Annotated in this window: 19 protein-coding genes; 16 read left to right on the forward strand and 3 right to left on the reverse strand. The window is 44.3% G+C overall.

The annotated features are described in order from the left end of the window. Positions 1-58: 58 nt before the first annotated feature. A complete protein-coding gene (locus tag LX99_RS22525; protein WP_109609887.1) occupies positions 59-793 on the reverse strand; it encodes a hypothetical protein in 735 nt (244 codons plus the stop codon). Between the two features lie 292 nt (positions 794-1,085). Between LX99_RS22525 and aspS the strand changes: the two genes are divergently transcribed. The 10 genes from aspS (at position 1,086) to LX99_RS22575 (ending at position 9,434) form a co-directional block, all read left to right on the forward strand. After that, a complete protein-coding gene (gene aspS / locus LX99_RS22530) occupies positions 1,086-2,831 on the forward strand; it encodes an aspartate--tRNA ligase (RefSeq protein WP_109609888.1) in 1,746 nt (581 codons plus the stop codon). A 61-nt stretch (positions 2,832-2,892) separates the two neighbouring features. Next, positions 2,893-3,555, forward strand: coding sequence for a hypothetical protein (locus LX99_RS22535; RefSeq protein WP_109609889.1), 663 nt, complete (start codon positions 2,893-2,895; stop codon positions 3,553-3,555). Positions 3,556-3,557: 2 nt separating this feature from the next. Further along, positions 3,558-4,199, forward strand: coding sequence for a hypothetical protein (locus LX99_RS22540; protein WP_109609890.1), 642 nt, complete (start codon positions 3,558-3,560; stop codon positions 4,197-4,199). Then, complete coding sequence (locus LX99_RS22545; RefSeq protein ID WP_109609892.1) at positions 4,186-4,623, forward strand: hypothetical protein; 438 nt, start codon at positions 4,186-4,188, stop codon at positions 4,621-4,623. The genes LX99_RS22540 and LX99_RS22545 overlap by 14 nt, the downstream gene beginning before the upstream one ends. A 4-nt stretch (positions 4,624-4,627) precedes the next feature. Beyond that, a complete protein-coding gene (locus LX99_RS22550; RefSeq protein WP_109609894.1) occupies positions 4,628-5,098 on the forward strand; it encodes an FKBP-type peptidyl-prolyl cis-trans isomerase in 471 nt (156 codons plus the stop codon). 81 nt (positions 5,099-5,179) lie between these two features. Then, positions 5,180-5,638 carry an FKBP-type peptidyl-prolyl cis-trans isomerase gene (locus LX99_RS22555; protein ID WP_109609897.1) on the forward strand — a complete coding sequence of 153 codons (459 nt, stop codon included), beginning with the start codon at positions 5,180-5,182 and terminating at the stop codon, positions 5,636-5,638. A 28-nt stretch (positions 5,639-5,666) separates the two neighbouring features. Continuing rightward, complete coding sequence (locus LX99_RS22560; RefSeq protein WP_109609899.1) at positions 5,667-6,134, forward strand: FKBP-type peptidyl-prolyl cis-trans isomerase; 468 nt, start codon at positions 5,667-5,669, stop codon at positions 6,132-6,134. A gap of 665 nt (positions 6,135-6,799) precedes the next feature. Then, positions 6,800-7,399 carry a tRNA-(ms[2]io[6]A)-hydroxylase gene (gene miaE, locus LX99_RS22565; protein WP_022829731.1) on the forward strand — a complete coding sequence of 200 codons (600 nt, stop codon included), beginning with the start codon at positions 6,800-6,802 and terminating at the stop codon, positions 7,397-7,399. 172 nt (positions 7,400-7,571) lie between these two features. Continuing rightward, a complete protein-coding gene (locus LX99_RS22570; protein ID WP_109609901.1) occupies positions 7,572-8,732 on the forward strand; it encodes a sensor histidine kinase in 1,161 nt (386 codons plus the stop codon). Positions 8,733-8,735: 3 nt separating this feature from the next. Next, positions 8,736-9,434 carry a LytR/AlgR family response regulator transcription factor gene (locus tag LX99_RS22575; protein ID WP_022829733.1) on the forward strand — a complete coding sequence of 233 codons (699 nt, stop codon included), beginning with the start codon at positions 8,736-8,738 and terminating at the stop codon, positions 9,432-9,434. A 6-nt stretch (positions 9,435-9,440) separates the two neighbouring features. Here LX99_RS22575 and LX99_RS22580 read toward each other — a convergent pair whose 3' ends face one another. Next, positions 9,441-10,229 carry a DUF1835 domain-containing protein gene (locus tag LX99_RS22580; RefSeq protein ID WP_109609903.1) on the reverse strand — a complete coding sequence of 263 codons (789 nt, stop codon included), beginning with the start codon at positions 10,227-10,229 and terminating at the stop codon, positions 9,441-9,443. A gap of 174 nt (positions 10,230-10,403) precedes the next feature. Then, complete coding sequence (locus LX99_RS22585; RefSeq protein ID WP_211319076.1) at positions 10,404-13,742, reverse strand: vitamin B12-dependent ribonucleotide reductase; 3,339 nt, start codon at positions 13,740-13,742, stop codon at positions 10,404-10,406. A 524-nt stretch (positions 13,743-14,266) separates the two neighbouring features. On the opposite strand from LX99_RS22585, the gene LX99_RS22590 reads away from it, so the two are divergent. The 6 genes from LX99_RS22590 (at position 14,267) to LX99_RS22615 (ending at position 19,248) form a co-directional block, all read left to right on the forward strand. Further along, positions 14,267-14,689 carry a cytochrome B gene (locus LX99_RS22590; protein ID WP_109609905.1) on the forward strand — a complete coding sequence of 141 codons (423 nt, stop codon included), beginning with the start codon at positions 14,267-14,269 and terminating at the stop codon, positions 14,687-14,689. 248 nt (positions 14,690-14,937) lie between these two features. Next, positions 14,938-16,347 carry an anthranilate synthase component I family protein gene (locus tag LX99_RS22595; protein WP_109609907.1) on the forward strand — a complete coding sequence of 470 codons (1,410 nt, stop codon included), beginning with the start codon at positions 14,938-14,940 and terminating at the stop codon, positions 16,345-16,347. A 74-nt stretch (positions 16,348-16,421) separates the two neighbouring features. Further along, positions 16,422-17,042: an anthranilate synthase component II gene (locus tag LX99_RS22600; RefSeq protein WP_109609909.1), complete on the forward strand. Its 621-nt coding sequence runs from the start codon at positions 16,422-16,424 to the stop codon at positions 17,040-17,042. Positions 17,043-17,153: 111 nt separating this feature from the next. Then, positions 17,154-17,936, forward strand: coding sequence for an indole-3-glycerol phosphate synthase TrpC (trpC, locus tag LX99_RS22605; RefSeq protein WP_022831502.1), 783 nt, complete (start codon positions 17,154-17,156; stop codon positions 17,934-17,936). Between the two features lie 76 nt (positions 17,937-18,012). Further along, positions 18,013-18,786, forward strand: a complete 774-nt coding sequence (locus tag LX99_RS22610) for a helix-turn-helix domain-containing protein (protein WP_211319077.1) — start codon at positions 18,013-18,015, stop codon at positions 18,784-18,786. A gap of 63 nt (positions 18,787-18,849) precedes the next feature. Then, positions 18,850-19,248 carry a DUF1398 domain-containing protein gene (locus LX99_RS22615; protein ID WP_109609913.1) on the forward strand — a complete coding sequence of 133 codons (399 nt, stop codon included), beginning with the start codon at positions 18,850-18,852 and terminating at the stop codon, positions 19,246-19,248. Positions 19,249-19,260 lie beyond the last annotated feature (12 nt).

The following is a 19,260-nucleotide window of genomic DNA, read 5'->3' on the forward strand; positions in this document are numbered from 1 at the left end:
GTTAATTTTTTATTGCATCAATACACATAAAACCGGTTTTGCCAGGCAATTTTTTGCTTTAGTTTTCAAGCTCATCATAATGTTTAACAATAGCGATCATCGAAGTTTCCGGGTTATTGCGATAATCGATATGATTTGTCTTTATAAACCTGTTCAATTCCTTTTTCCGGTCTTTAAACAAGGAAAGCAGCGAGCTTTTCCCCGAAAAGCGAAAATATTCGTCGCCCCTTTTTAGATAGTAATCTTCAGTTGCTGCAAAAAAAGTTTCGAGTGAGGTATTTCCGGTAGTTGTCTGTATGGATTTCGACCTTTTGGCAAACAGGGTTACATGGCGGCCGGCAAAAAGCTGGTCGTAAAATCCTGTAGGCACCTTTTTTGCGCCTGCTAACGAATCGGCTTTAATTCTTACAAAATAATGGCCGAGCAACGAAAAATCAGTTACGCGTTCGCTAAGCAGCGATATTTTGGTGAAGTTGTTATAGAGCAAAATAACCAGAGCGTCTTTATTCAAGTCGTACAGCATGGGTACATTGCTGTAATCGGTCCGGTCATATTTTACACGGCCCGGTCCGAACGCGCTTACATCAAATACATAAGCATTACCTTTTATATAAGGCGGATAAAACTCATACTCTGGCCCATTGTACAGGTGCGATTGTTTGCCTATTGCTGTATAATACCCGGCAATTACATGGTTAATCCCGGCACTATCCGTAGCTGTTTGTGCCGATACCTTACCGGTTAAAATAATGCCGCAGGCGAAGATTAAGGTCAGGAGGTTTTTTTTGATCATTTATGCGCTCATAAAACCGGAAATTACATGACTTTGAGATAATTAAAAAATAAGCGCCGCTAAAAAATGTATTAATTGTGTTACAAGGCAGTAATAACAAGCGGGTTAATAAATTTAAACCAGGCTCTTCACATCCCCCTGTGTATTTAACATCTTTCTAAACCATAAACCTCAAAATGCCTTTTTAGTGCTTTTATTGGCTTTAAAATTAACATGTTACTAAATTCTAAACCGAAAATCCGAAATCCGAAATCAAAAACTTACTTTAGCAAACTTTTTATAAAACATTGTTATGCTTAGAACTCATACCTGCGGCGAATTAAATATCAGCCATTTAGGCCAAACCGTTACTTTATGCGGTTGGGTACAAAAATCGCGCGATTTGGGCGGTACTACTTTTATCGACGTGCGCGACCGTTACGGTTTAACCCAATTGATATTTAACACCGATACCGATGCCCAGCTGCGCGAAAAAAGCCGCGGCCTTGGCAGGGAGTTTGTAATTAAAGTAACCGGTAATGTAATTGAACGTACAAGCAAAAACACCAAAATCCCTACCGGCGAAATCGAGATCGCTGTAACGGATATCGATATATTGAACGCGGCTAAGCTGCCGCCCTTCCTGATTGAGGATGAAACTGATGGGGGCGAAGAGCTTCGCGCCAAATACCGTTACCTCGATCTGCGCCGTAACCCGATCCGCAACAACCTGGTGCTTCGCCACAAAATGGCGCAGGAGGTGCGCAAATATTTAGATGCTTTAAACTTTATAGAAGTTGAAACGCCGGTACTGATCAAATCAACACCCGAAGGCGCGCGCGATTTTGTGGTGCCCAGCCGCATGAACGCGGGCGAGTTTTACGCCCTGCCACAATCACCCCAAACATTTAAACAATTGCTGATGGTAAGCGGCTTTGACCGTTATTTCCAGATCGTAAAATGTTTCAGGGATGAGGACCTGCGTGCCGACCGCCAGCCGGAGTTTACCCAGATTGACTGCGAACTATCCTTTGTGGAGCAGGAAGATATCCTGAACATTTTTGAAGGGCTTACCCGTCACCTGTTTAAAACCGTAAAAGGGATTGACCTGGGCGAGTTGCCACGCATGCTGTATTCAGATGCCATGCGTTTATACGGGTCAGACAAACCCGACCTGCGTTTCGGGATGGAGTTTGTTGAACTGAATGATATTGTTAAAGGCAAGGGCTTCGGCATTTTTGATAACGCCGAACTGGTTGTTGGTATCAATGCCAAAGGTTGTGCCAGCTATACCCGTAAACAGGTTGATGAACTGACCGAATGGTTAAAACGCCCTCAAATTGGTGTAACCGGTATGATTTATTGCCGCTACAACGAGGATGGCACCCTGAAATCATCGGTAGATAAGTTTTATAACGAAGATGAGCTGACCAACTGGGCAGCAGCTTTCGGCGCTGAAAAAGGCGACCTGATGCTGATCCTTGCCGGTGGTGCTGATAAGGTGCGCAAGCAACTGAACGAACTGCGCCTGGAAATGGGCAACCGTTTAGGACTGCGCGATAAAGACACTTTCGCGCCGCTTTGGGTTATTGATTTCCCGCTGTTGGAATGGGATGAGGAAAGCGGCCGCTACCATGCCATGCACCACCCCTTCACCTCGCCAAAACCCGAGGATATTGCCCTGTTAGATACCAACCCGGGAGCCGTTCGCGCCAACGCTTACGATTTGGTGATTAACGGTACCGAAATTGGAGGCGGTTCTATCCGGATCCACGATCGTACCTTGCAGGCCCTGATGTTCAAACACCTCGGTTTTTCGCCGGAAGAGGCACAGAAACAATTCGGCTTCCTGATGGATGCTTTTGAATATGGCGCACCTCCGCATGGTGGCATCGCTTTCGGTTTCGATCGTTTGGCATCCATATTCGCCGGTCTGGATTCGATCCGCGATGTGATCGCCTTCCCTAAAAATAACTCAGGTCGCGATGTGATGATTGATTCGCCCTCAACCATTGCCGAGGCACAAATGACCGAGCTGAAAATTAAAACAACGGTTTAATCAATATTTAAAAATCAATTTAGTTATAAGTTTGTAATTAAAATTGTAAATTGTCGTGTCTATGCCTAAATACACAATCCCAGATCTATTTGTACCTGGCTTTAATGAAATAGCTTCGTTAAACGATGAGAAATTAGAAGCCATTCTTTTAGCTATAGAATCTTTAAAAATTGGTGATGGCCCAGAATTTCTATCTTCCGTTTTAAAAGAAGCGAAAATTCTAAATGGCATAGATGTCTACGAGATTTCTATTACTATATTCAGCATCATTAATCTAATTTTTGATGATGAGATTGACGATGTCGAAAGCCTTTTAGACGATCTGATTTTATCTTATAAAGATCATGCGACCGGAAGAAAAAAACTTCAATTAGATAAATTAAAAATCAATCTATTCTCGTTATTATCAAATAGATCGAAATTGAATTTAACTATAAAAGCTCTTAAACTTGGTGTCGAATTCGAAAAAACATTCTCAAAAAGCAGAATATTTACAGACATACGCGTTGTTTTTGGCCCGGATATAAAAAATGATAAACAGTCAGCGCTCCTAATACATAATCTTCAATTAGAATATAAAAAGAATGGTTCGGATAAAAAGTTATTCATGACCATGGATAGCGATGATTTAAGAAATCTTAAAATTCAAATTGAGAGAGCTTTAGAAAAAGAAACATCTCTTAGAGCGACAAACAACATATCCTTCATTGACATAAATCTATAATTATGAATGAAAAGATTGCTGATATGCACATCCCACAAATCCGAATAGATCGAAAGAAAACCGATTTAAGAGGTAATAATATGTATTCAAAAACTCCTAATATTTTTAAATCAGAAGATTATCATTCAAGAGCTAAACAGTCGAAAATTGGTATTTTTGATGAAAAATACAACGGAAAAACTAAAACCAATTATTCGCATATAAAAATTGGAAATTGGGAATTTGAATATCCTAATGCAATAGAGAATATTATAACTGAAATTAAAAGGTCCTTTTCTCTTTTGGATATGAAAGACAGTTGGGATGATGAGGGCGCAGTTGCTGTTAATATTGATACCTGGATAAAGGCTGCTATCTTCTTGTACAACTATGCTCAATATCTCTATGTGAATTCCAAACATCAAAATGTTTTAATTGAACCAGACATCGCTCCTGTTAACGACGGCTCTATCGATTTAACTTGGCGAACTGAAAAAGCGCGTTTATTAATTAACATCAAACCTAAATCCTTGGACCGTGTAAGTTATTATTGTGATTTATATTCAGATAAAGATTTCTCAAAAGGGAATGTTTCCTCAGAATCCATTAATGAAGGCTTTGCTGGATGGTTAAACTTTTTCATTAAACCGAATGTGGGAAATTGAAGATATTCCTCCGTCCAACAAACTGTATGTAAGGGTTCATAAAAACAATATAAATCCAAAAACAGCAGAACCGAGGCCAGCTGCTTTCAAAAATACACCAGAAAAAGGACCAGATTTATCAAGTGATTGGGAGAAACACTCAACGCCTCAAAGCAGTCGAGATTTAATTGGAAAACAGTTTAAATATGGAACAGAAGCATTCAAAAATCCGAATGATTTTTTCATTGTAAGTTTTACATGTGAGAAGCTTTCATGTATTAATCCTCCCCAGTCGGTTCAGCACACGCCCCAATATAACAATCCTGAAATAGTGGGAGAGCCAAATAACCGAGCTCACGCGAGCATAATTGGCGATAAAAGCGACGAAGAAATCCGATTAAAATTTATTGATATCTACAATTGGGAAATTAAACCAAATATCTAATTAGATGAGGTTGAAAAAATATATCCTTTTATTAAGCGTAATTATCGTAGCCCTAATCAGTTCGTGCGATAACTCGGTAAAGGAAAACCAGGCGAGGCAGGCCGCCACCGACGATTCGCTGATCCGTGTTTATCTGAAAGCCAACCCGCAGATCAAAGCAAAAAAGCATCCGTCGGGTATCTATTTCCAGATCCTTTCTGAAGGTAAAGGCGAACATCCTAACGAAAATTCGCTGGTTACCGTAAATTACACTGCGGCTATGCTTAACGATATGGTGGTTGACAAAGGCAGCGGCTTCTCAAGCTCGCTCGACAGGCTGATCAAAGGCTGGCAAATCGGCATCCCGCTGGTAAAAGAAGGCGGCTCTATTTTACTGATCGTGCCATCGGGCCTGGCTTATGGGGCCAACGGCGTTGGTCGCATCCCCGAAAACGCTGTATTGGTTTTTAACGTCGATTTAACAGAATTTAAGTAAAAACCTTAAAATAATATACAGTTTGTAGCGTTTAGCTGCTTTTAACCGTCAGGTTAATTAGCATATATAACTATTAACTAAATGAAGAAATTCTTATTATTCGTATTCGCACCCCTGGTGATCCTTGCTTCATGTTCAAAAGATAAATTCGACGCATCCAAACAGGCAGCGGCCGATGATGCCGCCATTAAGGCCTACATCGGTACAGATACCGCTTATCATGCCACTGCCGATGGGTCGGGCGTTTATTATAAAATGGTAACCCTGGGTACCGGCGCTCGTCCAACTTTATCATCAACCATTAAAGTAACTTACACAGGCAAATTGCTTGATGGTACAATATTTCAATCGGCAACTATTACCAATCCGCTGAGCGGTTTGATACAGGGCTGGCAATCTGGTTTGCCATATGTGAGGATGGGTGGGCGTGTTATTCTGGTTATCCCTTCAAGGGCCGGTTATGGCAATAATGCACAAAGCGGCATCCCTGCAAACTCCGTGTTGGTATTTACTATCGATCTGCTTAATATTGTTAATTAGTTTTACCTGCCCGCTGTTTTAACCTGCCATGAGAAAAACCCTGTTACTGTTATTATTTGCATCATCGCTGGCGCTGGTATCCTGCTTTAAAGATAAAGCTGCCGATCCGCAGCAGATTGTTTTGAATGAGGATGGCAATATCAAAAATTACCTTGCCGCGCATCCCGAAATCAGCGCTACCAAAGATACTTCAGGTGTTTATTATCAGGTAATCAGTCCGGGGTCGGGCACACATTCCGGGCCAAATGGCGTTATCACCATTGATTATTCGATGCAATTGCTTAGCGGCGTTACTTTTAGCGGTCAAACCGGTTATAAGGGCAAACTGTCCGATTTAATAAAAGGCTGGCAGATCGGCATTCCGCTGATAGCCGCAGGCGGCGAAATCCTGCTTATTGTTCCTTCGCGCTATGCCTATGGCACGGCCGGCACAAGCCAGGTTCCGCCAAATTCCACCGTGATATTTGATATCAAGCTTAAAAATATTGAACAATAACAAGAAGGCCATCCTAAAAAGATGGCCTTTGTTGTTAAACGTTAAATACTTTTCCGCCGTTGTTGATGTTGTCACCATAGCCGTTAACATAAGGACAAAGGCCATTCAAAAGTTGAGAGGAAAGGTATGATTCACTCCCAATGACCTACTGTGTTTAGATTCCCCGTAGCGGATACCTGTTTGTAGAAGATGCAGGCAGACAATCTTTTTGCCTCGTAGAGGCTACCCTCTTCAGGACATTTATAAGCATGGTTTATAGGTAGCCTCTACGAGGCAAAGGGCCCTTTTATCTTTATCCTACAAACAGGTAGCGCCTAACGGCGCATTAGAAAATTTACAGCAGCATAAGTTAAAGGCTATGGTGACAACATCAACAATGGCACCAGCTTGGAAAAACACATTTTCAAGAGAGGAGTTTAAACGTTTACGCCAATATATTCTCTTAAGTTAACGGCTATGGTGTTTTCACCGCACCACTTTTGGGGGTAGATTGTTGTCGTTTTAATTACTGAAACTTCTTAAGATCATGTGGTACGGTGAAAACACCGACCACAAGCTTAAAAATATTGAGCAATAATAAAAAGCCATCCTAAAAAGATGGCCTTATTATTATTGCATTACCAAAGCTCCTTTAGCCTTTCGCCGCTAAAAACTATCTTTGCACTGTGAGCGAGAAAACCATCCTTAAACTGCAGCTACCTACCGACCCGCTATGGGTTAAAAATGTGGTGGAAAGCAATATTGAAGAGCTATTGACTGACCATGCTTTTTGCGAACAAAAGGCCGCCAGCAATGCCATTACCCTCATTGTTCAAAACCCCAACCTGAGCGAGTTGGTACAGGAAATGGCGTTATTGGTACAGGAGGAAATGGATCATTTTAAGCGGGTGCACGACATTATACTGGAAAGGGGTTACATTCTGGGCCGTGAGCGCAAGGATAATTATGTAAACGAGCTTCGGAAATTCATTATTACCGGGGGCGGCCGCGAAGCCCAATTAATTGACCGGCTGCTGTTTTCGGCCATGATTGAAGCCCGGAGCTGCGAACGCTTTAAAGTACTTTCTGAAAACATAAACGATTCTAAGCTGGCCGAATTTTATCATGAGCTGATGATCAGTGAGGCCACACACTATTCCATGTTTATCCGCCTGGCCAAAAAATACGCCGAGGAAATTGACGTTGAGGCCCGCTGGAAGCAGTTTTTAGCATATGAAGCCCAGGTGATACAGAATTACGGCAAGAGCGAGACGATACACGGGTGATTAAGAAGTCGGAAGTCGGAAAGTCCGGAAGAAAAAAATTCAATCCCTTCATCATCTTAGCTCTTTCGGACTTTCCGACTTCCGGACTTTCCGACTCAAAACTCATCCACACAAAACTACCAATTACCGATACCCGCTTTTATTACTGTAACATATTGTGTTACTTTATAAAATGTCGCGTTTTAAAGCTTTTTCGGTTGTTATACATATTGCGGGTTGGCTGTTGTTTATGGCCTTCCCGCTGCTATTTTTGAACAACCGCGGGCAAAACACAACTATCCTTACCTTTTTAAAAGAACCTGCTTATTGGGTTTTCTGCACAACGTACATTGTTCTTTTTTACAGCAACGCGTACTTTTTTATCCCGAAGTTTTTCCTTACCAAACGGTACTGGATCTATAGTGCCATTGCTTTGGTGTTATTGGTTTGTGTGTTTCTGCTTCGCCCTTTCGAGAAATTGCTCCAAAGTAATGAAAACGGCCCGTGGCGTAAGTTTCGCCTGGAAATGGCCGAACGCGCTAAGTTTGAAAAGCCGGAATTCAGAGACACTACATTTTTTAAATCGGGTCGTTTTAATCCGCCCCCGTTTCCGTCAGATAGTGCCGCCCGATTCTTTCGTCCGGAATTCAGGCGTCCGCGCCCTTTTGATAGTATCAGTTTGTTTATATTCCTCATGATCATGGCGCTGAGCACCGCTATAGTAACCGTACAGCAATGGCAGCAAACCGAACAGCGCGCCGCCCGCGCCGAAGCCGATAAAGCCAACGCCGAACTTTCATTTTTGAAAGCGCAGATCAACCCTCATTTTCTGTTCAATACCCTCAATAATATATATACCCTCGCTGCCATTAAGGATGATCATGCCGCCGACAGCATCATGAAGCTATCAAACATTATGCGTTACGTTACTGATGATGCTACGGAAGATTTTGTACCGCTGCAAAGCGAGATCGACTGTATCAGCGATTATATCGAGCTTCAGCGTTTGCGCATTGGCAGCAATACCATCGTTAATTTTAATATTGAAGGGGATACCGGTATCACGCAAATAGCGCCGCTTGTAATGATGACCTTTGTAGAGAATGTTTTTAAGTACGGCGTAAGTAAACATGAACCATCCGCTATTGATATTCGGGTGCATGTAAACGGGGAGAATATTTCATTTTATTGCAAAAACCGGGTATTCGCGGTAAAAAACAGCGATTACCAGCGCACAGGCATCGGCATAAAAAATACCAAACAACGTTTGGAGCATTTGTATCCGGGTAAACACCTGTTGAATATCAGCAGCCTGGGCAATGAATATATTGTGCAGTTAACTTTACACACATAAATTATGGCGTTGAAATGCATAGCTATTGACGACGAACCGCTGGCTCTGCGGCTGATTGGCGAATATGTATCCCGCTTTCCGTCGCTGCAACTGGTAAAAACCTTTGAAGACGCGATATCCGGCGCCGAATACCTGAAAACCACACAGGTCGACCTGCTTTTTTTGGATATCAACATGCCCGATATTACGGGGATTGACCTGGTGCGTTCGTTAAAAGACAAACCGATGGTAATATTTACCACCGCCTATAAAAATTTCGCGTACGAAGGTTTTGAACTCGAAGCGCTCGATTATATTTTAAAACCGATAGATATCCGGCGCTTTACCAGGGCGGTTGAAAAAGCGGTTGATTATTACAGGTACAAAAACAAAGCTGCTACGGATGAAACCGAAGAAAGCCTGTATGTTTATTCGGAGTACAGGATGGTAAAAATTGAACTGGGCAGTATCGAGTATATTGAAAGCATGGAAGATTACATCAAGATCCATATCACCAACAATAAAACCATCCTTACCCTCATGACGCTTAAGAAGGTTTTGGAAAAGCTACCTGCAGGCAAATTTCAGCGCATTCACCGCAGCTACGTGGTAGCGGTTAACAAAGTCCGCTCTATTCAAAACCGCAAAGCAGAACTTGCAAATATTCAACTCCCTATAAGTGAAAGCTACCTTGATTTTATAAGGCACTGGAAACAAGGATAAATCAGCTTACAAACTGATCAGTCCCTTTGCTTTTAGTTTGTCAAGATAAAGGTCTATCTCCCAATCGCCCATACCAAAAATAGCTTCTGTTTGCCAGAAGGCCGCGTAGATAGCGGCTTTGGTCCCGGCTCCGGCATTATAAATATCAAGCAGTTTTTGTTCGAGGTAGCTAAGGCCATCACCGTTAATTTGCAGGCGTTTAAGGTGTGCCATTAAAGCTGGTTTAAGCAGCGGCATGCCTCCCCAAAAAGTGTTTTCGTTAAGCCATTTTTCCAATCCTGCCTTGTCATTGCCCACATATAATTTCCATGCATCAGCTGCAAGCCCCAGTTCCCATTCGTTCAGGCGCTCGCGGGCATCGTAAAGTTCTTCAAATTGCCGCCCGTTAAGTTCGCCCAGGCCCTTTTTATTGCCAAACTGCACACAATCGGCCAGGCAAACCAGGTAAATCGCCGGTGCCGACATATCGGTTTTTAACGTAAGCATTTCGAGTACGCCCAACAGGTTTACCTGGCAGTGCAAATCAAACTCAAACCAAAGGTTAATCTCCGTGTAAGGGCCGTTCAGTTTTTCCAACTCGTTCAGCACTTTATGTTGATAATCATCCTCCGGCGCATTGAAGGTGCGGCCTATCCAATCGCGGCGGGCATTCCAGAAAGCCGCCGAAAGGATATCTTCCCGGAGCGGACCTTCAGAAAACACTTCGCGCCAAACCATAACATCGCCCTCAAGGCCGGTCTGTTCAAAACCATCTAAGGCGGCATCGCCGTTTAAAATATGGAGAATGGAGTTCATAAAGGCTAAGGTAAAAATAAAACACCGGCCCCAGCCACCTGAAGGTGACGCTTTTTGAATTGCTTAAATTATGATGACACAAATTGATATTCCTGGTCAAAACCAACAAGCCCCACCTGGCGGCGGGGCTGTCGCATAATTAACTATTTATAACTGATTAAAAAATCCACTTTATCAGGAGCAACCCATTGAGTTACCGCAATTGAGGCACTTGTAGCAGGTGCCCGAGCGTACGGTAGTATGCCCGCAAACATTGCAACCCGGGGCATCGCTTTGCACACCCATACTTAAGTCGAAAGATAAGCTTTTTCTTTGGGTATTTGCAACATTATCTACGTTTAACTGGTTACCGGTTGTCGGCGCGTAAACATTCGTCTCATCAGTATTAAAATCTGCATCATCCATTTGCGGGTTACCTGTTACTGCGTTGTTTTCGGTAAGCACATGCACCAGGTCGGTACGGTTCTGGTACTCATAACCCAGCATCCTGAAAATATAATCGATGATGGACGTGGCGCTTTTAATATTAGGGTGGCCAATCACCATACCAGCCGGTTCAAAACGGGTAAAAGTGAATTTCTCTACATACTCTTCCAACGGCACACCATATTGCAGGCCTACCGAAACAGCAATGGCAAAGCAGTTCATCAACGAGCGGAAGGTGGCGCCTTCCTTGTGCATATCCACGAAAATCTCGCCCAGGGTACCGTCCTCGTACTCGCCGGTACGTACAAAAACATTTTGCCCGCCTATGTTGGCCTTCTGCGTAAAACCACGGCGCTTATAGGGCAGGTTTTTCTTTTCAACCACCCGTGATAGCTGGCGCATAAAGGCCGTGTCCTTTGATTTTTCCATGATAGCCATGGCGGCTTCAATAACCTGCTCGGGTGTCAGATCGGCCAGTTTTACATTAGCCGCTTCGCCTAAAACTTCCTCTACCGTATCCAGTTTATCATCGGCTTCATCCTTAACATCGGATTTGGTTGACAGCGGCTGCGACAGCTTACAGCCATCGCGGTAAAGCGCGTTGGCCTTAAGGCCCAGTTTCCACGAAAGCTCATAACAATCCTTAATTTCATCAACCCGGGCCTCGTTAGGCAGGTTGATGGTTTTGGAGATAGCTCCCGAAAGGAAAGGCTGCGCGGCGGCCATCATTTTGATATGCCCGTGAGCATGAATGTAGCGTTCGCCTTTGGCACCGCATTTATTGGCGCAGTCAAAAATAGGGTAGTGTTCCTGTTTCAGGTACGGGGCGCCTTCGATGGTCATGGTACCGCAAACATATTCGTTAGCTTCGGTAATTTGCTTTTTGCCGAAGCCGATAGCTCTCAACAGGTTAAAATCAGGCGCATTGTATTGTTCAGGCGTTAGGCCGAGGCGTTTCAGGCATTCTTCGCCCAGCGCCCATACATTAAACGCGAAACCGATTTCGAAGGCCGAAACCAAACCCTTTTCCACTTTCTCTATCTCATCATCGGTAAATCCCTTGGCTTTAAGCGTATCCATGTTAATATGCGGCGCGCCCTTCAGCGTAGCAGCTCCTTTGGCATAGTTAACTATCGCGGTAACCTCGTGCTCCTGGTAACCCAAATTACGAAGGGCTTCGGGCACGGCCTGGTTAATGATCTTAAAGTAACCTCCGCCCGATAGTTTCTTGAATTTCACCAGCGCAAAATCGGGCTCAATGCCGGTGGTATCGCAATCCATTACCAAACCAATAGTGCCGGTTGGAGCTATTACGGTGGTCTGCGCGTTGCGGTAACCATATTTTTCGCCCATTTCTACCGCCTTATCCCAGGCATTGCAGGCTGCCGACAGCAGGTAATCCGGGCAAATTTTCTGGTCGATACCCGGAGGGGTTATTTCCAGTGCCTCAAAATTTTCTGTCGAGTTATAAGCCGCATAGCGGTGGTTGCGCATCACCCGCATCATGTGTTCTTTGTTATCATTATAGCGGCTAAATGTACCTAATTTGCGGGCCATTTCGGCCGAGGTGGCATAGGCAGTACCGGTCATGATGGCGGTAATGGCGCCGCCAATAGCGCGGGCTTCATCACTATCATAAGCAATACCGCTAACCATCAGCGCCGAGCCTAAATTGGCGTAACCGAGGCCAAGCGTACGGTAATCGTAGGATAGCTGCGCTACTTCTTTAGAGGGGAACTGCGCCATCAGTACGGATATTTCCAGCACGATGGTCCACATGCGGCAGGCATGTTCAAAACCTTTTACATCAAACACACGGGTTTGCGGGTTAAAGAAATGGGCAAGGTTGATGGATGCCAGGTTGCATGCCGTATTATCCAGGAACATATACTCAGAACAAGGGTTTGACGCGTTGATACGCCCGCCTTCCGGGCAGGTATGCCACTCGTTAATGGTGGTATCAAACTGTACGCCCGGATCGGCACAGGCCCATGCTGCAAAAGCGATATCGTCCCATAGCTTTTGCGACGAGATGGATTTAATAGTTTTCCCGCTCATCCGGCTGGTCAGGTTCCAGGCCGAGCCTGTTTTTAGCGCCTTGAAAAAACTGTTGGGGATACGCACCGAATTGTTTGAATTTTGCCCAGATACGGTACGGTAAGCCTCGCCCTCATAATCCGACGAGTAACCGGCAGCTATCAGCGCCGCCACTTTCTTTTCTTCCTCAACCTTCCAGTTTACAAAACCCTCAATTTCGGGGTGATTCAAATCAAGGCAAACCATTTTAGCCGCCCTGCGGGTTGTACCGCCCGATTTGATGGCACCGGCGGCCCTGTCGCCAATTTTCAGGAACGACATCAGGCCCGACGAATAACCTCCGCCTGATAATTTTTCGCTTTCACCGCGGATTTTAGAGAAGTTGGTGCCCACGCCTGAGCCGTATTTAAAAATGCGGGCTTCGCGCACCCACAAATCCATAATGCCACCCTCGTTCACCAGGTCGTCATCAACCGAAAGAATGAAGCAGGCATGCGGCTGCGGGCGCTCATAGGCCGATGTTGATTTGCTTAGCTGTTCTGTTACCGGATCGACAAAATAATGTCCCTGCGGTTTACCGGTAATTCCATAGGAATTATGCAAGCCGGTATTGAACCACTGCGGCGAATTTGGCGCGGCCAGCTGCCCGATAATGGTATAAACAATTTCATCGTAAAATATTTCAGCATCCTTAGCGGTGGTGAAATAGCCGTATCGTGTTCCCCAATCCTTCCAGCAATTGGCCATGCGGTGGGCAACCTGTTTGATGCTTTTCTCGGATCCTGTACTACCGTCGGGCTGGGGGACCCCTGCCTTGCGAAAATATTTTTGAGCGAGAATATCCGTTGCCACCTGCGACCAGCCCGCGGGCACCTCCACGTCGGTCATTTCAAACACGGCATCGCCCGAAGGGTTACGGATTACCGACGATCGTTTTTCATACTTAAACAGGTCATAAACGCTTATCCCTTCTTTACTAAAATAGCGTTCTGTTTTGAGGCCTTTTCCTTCGCCCGCAGCGGGCATTTTCCTGGTAACGTTTTTAGCCATAGCTTTTCCTAATGATGATAAAACTTAAACGAGTAAATGCAACACTAAAAAGGTTCAGGGGTTTTAATTCAAAGCTATCAGTATGCTGAATAGCATACCAGCCGGAGTTTTCCACAGGGCTTAAATAAACGGCCCTGATTAAACGTTATGCAATAAAAAATACTGTTTTCTAAGGCCTTGTCATGTTAATAACTCAAAAAAATAGCTGTCAATACGCAGCGGGCGGATATTTTTTTAACATGCCGGGGCGCGACCGGAAAACGAAAATCTGTTATTATAGGGAGGTTGGGATTTTACTTACAAAATAGTCGCGGCAGTATACTGCAAGTGTTTGCACCAGCTAAGCTATTGTTAATTAAGTCAGAGACTTAGTTAATTTTACACCATAGGTTACGCTATATCTAAATTGGCGGAAGCTACATAGTTTGTAACCAAACCAAACAAAGCATCTTCAAAAAAAAATGACACAATGATCTAATGACTTCAATGACTGATATGTGTATATTCACGGCAAATTTTGAGGTATGACACTTTATAGCTTTTTTAAAGAAGCCCATTCGGGTTTCAGGTATGTTGTTATCATTTTGGTATTGCTGGCCATTGTACGCGCCTTTATGGGCTGGCTGGGTAAAGGGCCTTATGGCGAGGGAAACCGCAAACTTAACCTGTTTGCTATGATCTCGGTACACACCCAATTTTTGCTGGGCATCATTTTGTTTTTTATCAGCCCCATGGTACAGTTTGGTAAAGAAACCATGAAAAATCCTATCACCCGCTACTGGACGGTTGAGCACTGGGTAATGATGGTAATCGCTATCGCGCTAATCACCATCGGCCATAGCAAATCGAAGAAAGCTGCTCTGCCAGAGGCTAAACACAAAGCCGTTGCCGTGTTCTATTTGATCGGTTTGATCATCATCACTGCGGGTATAATGCTTATTCCGTAGTAATTCTATGTAGCTAATAGGATTTAGCAAATAAAAAAGTTTACAAAAAATTTGACAATTCAAATTTCTTTATAAATTTGTGACCACGATGATTAAAAACACACATAAAAACAGCTGGTGGCACCAATTAAATTGGCAGCCGGCTCGCGCTTTTTGATCAGAGACAACTAATCAATTGTGAACCTAAATAGGAAACCCGGCGACCCCAATTCGTCGGGTTTTTTTGTTTTAAGATATTTTGAAATAACATGAGCACATTTAAAATTACTACTACTTATAAAAAGCTCCTTGCCGATACCACTACCCCGGTAAGCATTTATCTGCGCCTGCGCGATGTATTCCCAAACTCGCTGCTGCTGGAAAGTTCCGATTACCATAGCCGCGAAAACAGCACCAGCTACATTTGCTGCGAACCATTAAGCGGCATTGTGCTGAATAAGGGCATCCTCAAAAAAAGTTATCCCGATGGCAGCCAGGAAACACATGAGGCAGGCACATTTGATCTGATAGAACAACTCAACGCGTTTACCGGGAGCTTCGAAACAGATTCGATGCCGTTAAAAATGATCACCAACGGTTTGTTTGGCTATTTTACCCACGAGGCGGTTGAGCATTACGAAACCATCAAATTAAAACAAAGTGATGATACCACCCGCCAGATCCCGGTGATGCAGTACCATATTTACCGCTACATCATCGCTATCGACCACTTCAAGAACGAACTATACATATTCCACAACCAGCCCGAGGGTGCGCCCACCAACGGCGGTATCGAGAAACTGGAATACCTCATCAAAAACAAAAATTTTCCCGAATACAGCTTCAAAAGCAACGGCGACGAAAAATCAAACCTCACCAATGAGCAGTTTATTGCCATTGTAGAGAAAATGAAGCAGCACATTTACCGGGGCGATGTATTCCAGATTGTACCCTCAAGGGCCTTTTCCCGTACTTTTTTGGGCGATGAGTTTAACGTTTACCGTGCGCTTCGCTCCATCAACCCCTCGCCGTATTTATTTTACTTTGATTTTGGCGATTTCAGGATTTTTGGCTCATCGCCTGAGGCCCAGATCACCATCAAAAACAACGTTGCCAACATATTCCCGATTGCCGGAACATTTAAACGCAGCGGCGATGACGAGAAGGATGCCGAAATTGCCCGTAACCTCGAGAACGACCCCAAAGAATCTGCAGAGCATGTAATGCTGGTTGACCTGGCCCGTAACGACCTGAGCCGCCATTGCGAGAATGTAACCGTTAAGGCTTTTAAGGAGGTTCAATACTACTCGCACCTCATCCACCTGGTATCCCACGTTAGCGGCAAGCTTAAACCCGGTGTATCAGCATTTAAAGTGGTGGCCGATACCTATCCCGCAGGTACATTGAGCGGCGCACCAAAATACCGCGCCATGGAGATCATCGACGAAAATGAGAATATTAAACGCAGTTTTTACAGCGGTGCAATCGGGTTCCTGGGCTTCAATGGTGATTTTAACCATGCCATCATGATCCGCTCGTTCCTGAGTAAAAACAATACTTTACATTACCAGGCCGGTGCAGGTATTGTAGCCGGATCAGTACCTGAAAGTGAATTGAAGGAAGTAGATACCAAGATCTCGGCGTTGCGAAGGGCATTTGAGCTGGCGGAGGAATTGTAACCCCCTAACCCCCTGAAGGGGGAACTATAGTGGTTAATTAAATTTTGATAGATTTTTTAAAGATATATAATACAATGAACGAAAATACAAACACTACTCCTTCAAGCACCCCCTTCAGGGGGCGGGGGGGGATCCTGATCATAGATAACTACGACTCCTTTACCTATAACCTGGTGCACCTGGTAAACGAACTTGGCCTGGAGTGCGAAGTTTGGAGAAACGACCAGTTTGCTATTGAAGAGGTGGAAGCTTTTGATAAGATCATCCTTTCGCCGGGGCCGGGCATCCCCTCTGAAGCGGGTTTGTTGTTGGAGGTAATTGAAAAATACGCGCCTACAAAAAGTATTTTTGGGGTTTGCCTGGGGCAGCAGGCCATAGCCGAAGCTTTCGGTGGTCAGTTGCATAACCTTAACCAGCCCATGCATGGGATAGCCACACCGATTAAAGTGACGGATAGTGAAGAGGTACTGTTTGCCGGTTTGCCCGAAAACTTTAAAGTAGGCCGTTACCACTCGTGGGTGGTAAGCGAAAGCGGGTTGCCGGGTTCATTGCATATTACCGCTATTGATGAAGCCGACAACTCGATCATGGCGTTGAGCCATAAAGAATACGATGTGCGCGGGGTACAGTTTCATCCGGAATCGATACTAACCGAGTACGGTAAGGAGATGATGCAAAACTGGCTTAAGGCGTAGTTTTGAGGGAATAATGATAACTTTGGAAAATTAAGATAATGTCGTTGCTGCGGGGTAGCTCGCAATAACGGTTAGTTTAACAAATTCTCCCTTTAGGGAGTTAGGGGGCTTATGACCATACTTGATAAAATAGTTGCCAATAAAAAAAGAGAAGTAGCTGCTGCCAAAAAACGTACCTCGTACATAGCGCTCGAAGAGTCGGAATATTTTCACCGCGATACTTATTCCTTCAAAGAGTTTCTGCTTGACCCGGCGCGTACCGGTATCATTGCCGAGTTTAAGCGCAAATCGCCATCAAAAGGCATTATCAATGATAAGGTAAGGGTTAGCGCGGTTACTACAGATTATGCTGCGGCAGGCGCGTCGGCCCTCTCGGTACTTACCGACCGTAAGTTTTTTATGGGGCGCAAAGCCGATCTGGTAAAGGCCCGGTCGGTAAATAATATCCCGGTATTGCGTAAGGATTTTATGATAGATGAGTACCAGGTGATAGAAGCCAAATCGTTGGGCGCGGATATCATTTTACTGATTGCTGCTATCCTCAGCCCTGCCGAGATCGACACTTTAGCCAAACTGGCCAAAAGCCTTGGTTTAAATGTATTGCTCGAAGTGCATAACCTCGAAGAACTGGAGCGCAGCATCAACCCTAATCTTGATGCTATCGGCGTAAATAACCGTAACCTGGCCGATTTTACCGTATCTGTAGAAACATCCTACCAACTGGCTAAACATATCCCCGCCGAGTTTATGAAAATTTCGGAAAGCGCTATCAGCGATCCGGAAACTATCCGCCAACTTAAGTTGGCAGGGTTTAACGGTTTCCTCATCGGCGAAACGTTTATGAAACAGGCTGATCCCGGTCAGGCCATGCGCGATTTTGTGGCTCAGTTATAAAATTAATACTTACGGGGTGTTAGAGCCTTGTAAGTATTGTTTCATCAATTTACTTTGATCGGGGTAAACAACTATCATGAAGTTTCAAAGTTATCTGCCATCCCCCCGGCTCCGGCCGTATGTTAAGGAACTGATCATTTCCGAAAATGGCCATGCCCAAACTTATAAAGTATTACCGGGCACGTCCCTTGTGATGGGTTTTCAATATGCGGGTAAATTATCTTATATAAACAGCGATATTCTAATTAACCTGTCTACCGCCGGAGTGACTGGTTTGATGAACTCCTATAGAATATTCAGCAATTCAGCAGGCATAGGCAGTATCCTTGTAGTATTCACCGAAACGGGAGCCTCACGCTTCATCAGGCAGCCGGTTCATGAATTGTTTGATCAAAGCCTTTCTCTTGATCATTTTTTTGATCGCGCTGAACTCAATAAAACCGAAGAGCTGCTATCGATAGCAGATACTGACAGTAAGCGTATTTACATCATCGAGCAATTGCTGGTGGCCCACTTGCAGGAAAGCCGGGAAGACAAGCTGGTTACGGCAGCCATCAACCTCATTCATCAGCATAAGGGAACCATCCGTATTGCCGATCTGGCCCGTAACCTCAATACCAGTCAAAGCCCGCTCGAAAAGCGCTTCAGAAAAATTGTGGGCTCATCGCCTAAAAAATTCTCATCCATTGTAAGAGCTAAAAGCGTAATGGAGTTTTTAAAACAGGGTAGTTGGCAAGGTGCCCTGCATTTAGGGGACTACCATGACCAGGCCCACCTGATTAAAGAATTTAAAACCTACTCAGGCGCTACTCCCGAGCAATATATCAAAGAGCTGCGAAAAATCAGATAAACGATTTTTTACAATAGATCGTTCCCCTGCTCAGGTACTTTTGCTGTACAAAAAACAAATAACATGTTTACAGAACAGCAATTAAAAGCAGCACACAGCAAAGTAAAATCAGGTGCCGATTTCCCGGCATACGTTAGCGAAATAAAAGGGTTAGGACTTTTACGTTACGAGTTTTGGGTAGATAACGGCAGGACTGTTTATTATGGTGCAAATAATCATATTATACATGGTGAACCTAAATATCCCGATATGGGTATAGCACTACAATCTTCGGTATCCGGGTTGCAGTATGCTATTGCTATTCATCAACAGGGCCAAACGGATTTCGTTACTTTCTGCAGGCAGGCGGCGGGTGCAGGGGTTGAAAAATGGGTGATAGATACTGCTGAATTAACCTGTGTTTATTATGATAAATCGGGTAATCAAATGATAGCGGAACCAATTCCGCCCGCGAAAAAATAACATTATTAAACT

The sequence above is a fragment of the Mucilaginibacter oryzae genome, from assembly GCF_003148845.1.
Taxonomy (GTDB): domain Bacteria; phylum Bacteroidota; class Bacteroidia; order Sphingobacteriales; family Sphingobacteriaceae; genus Mucilaginibacter; species Mucilaginibacter oryzae.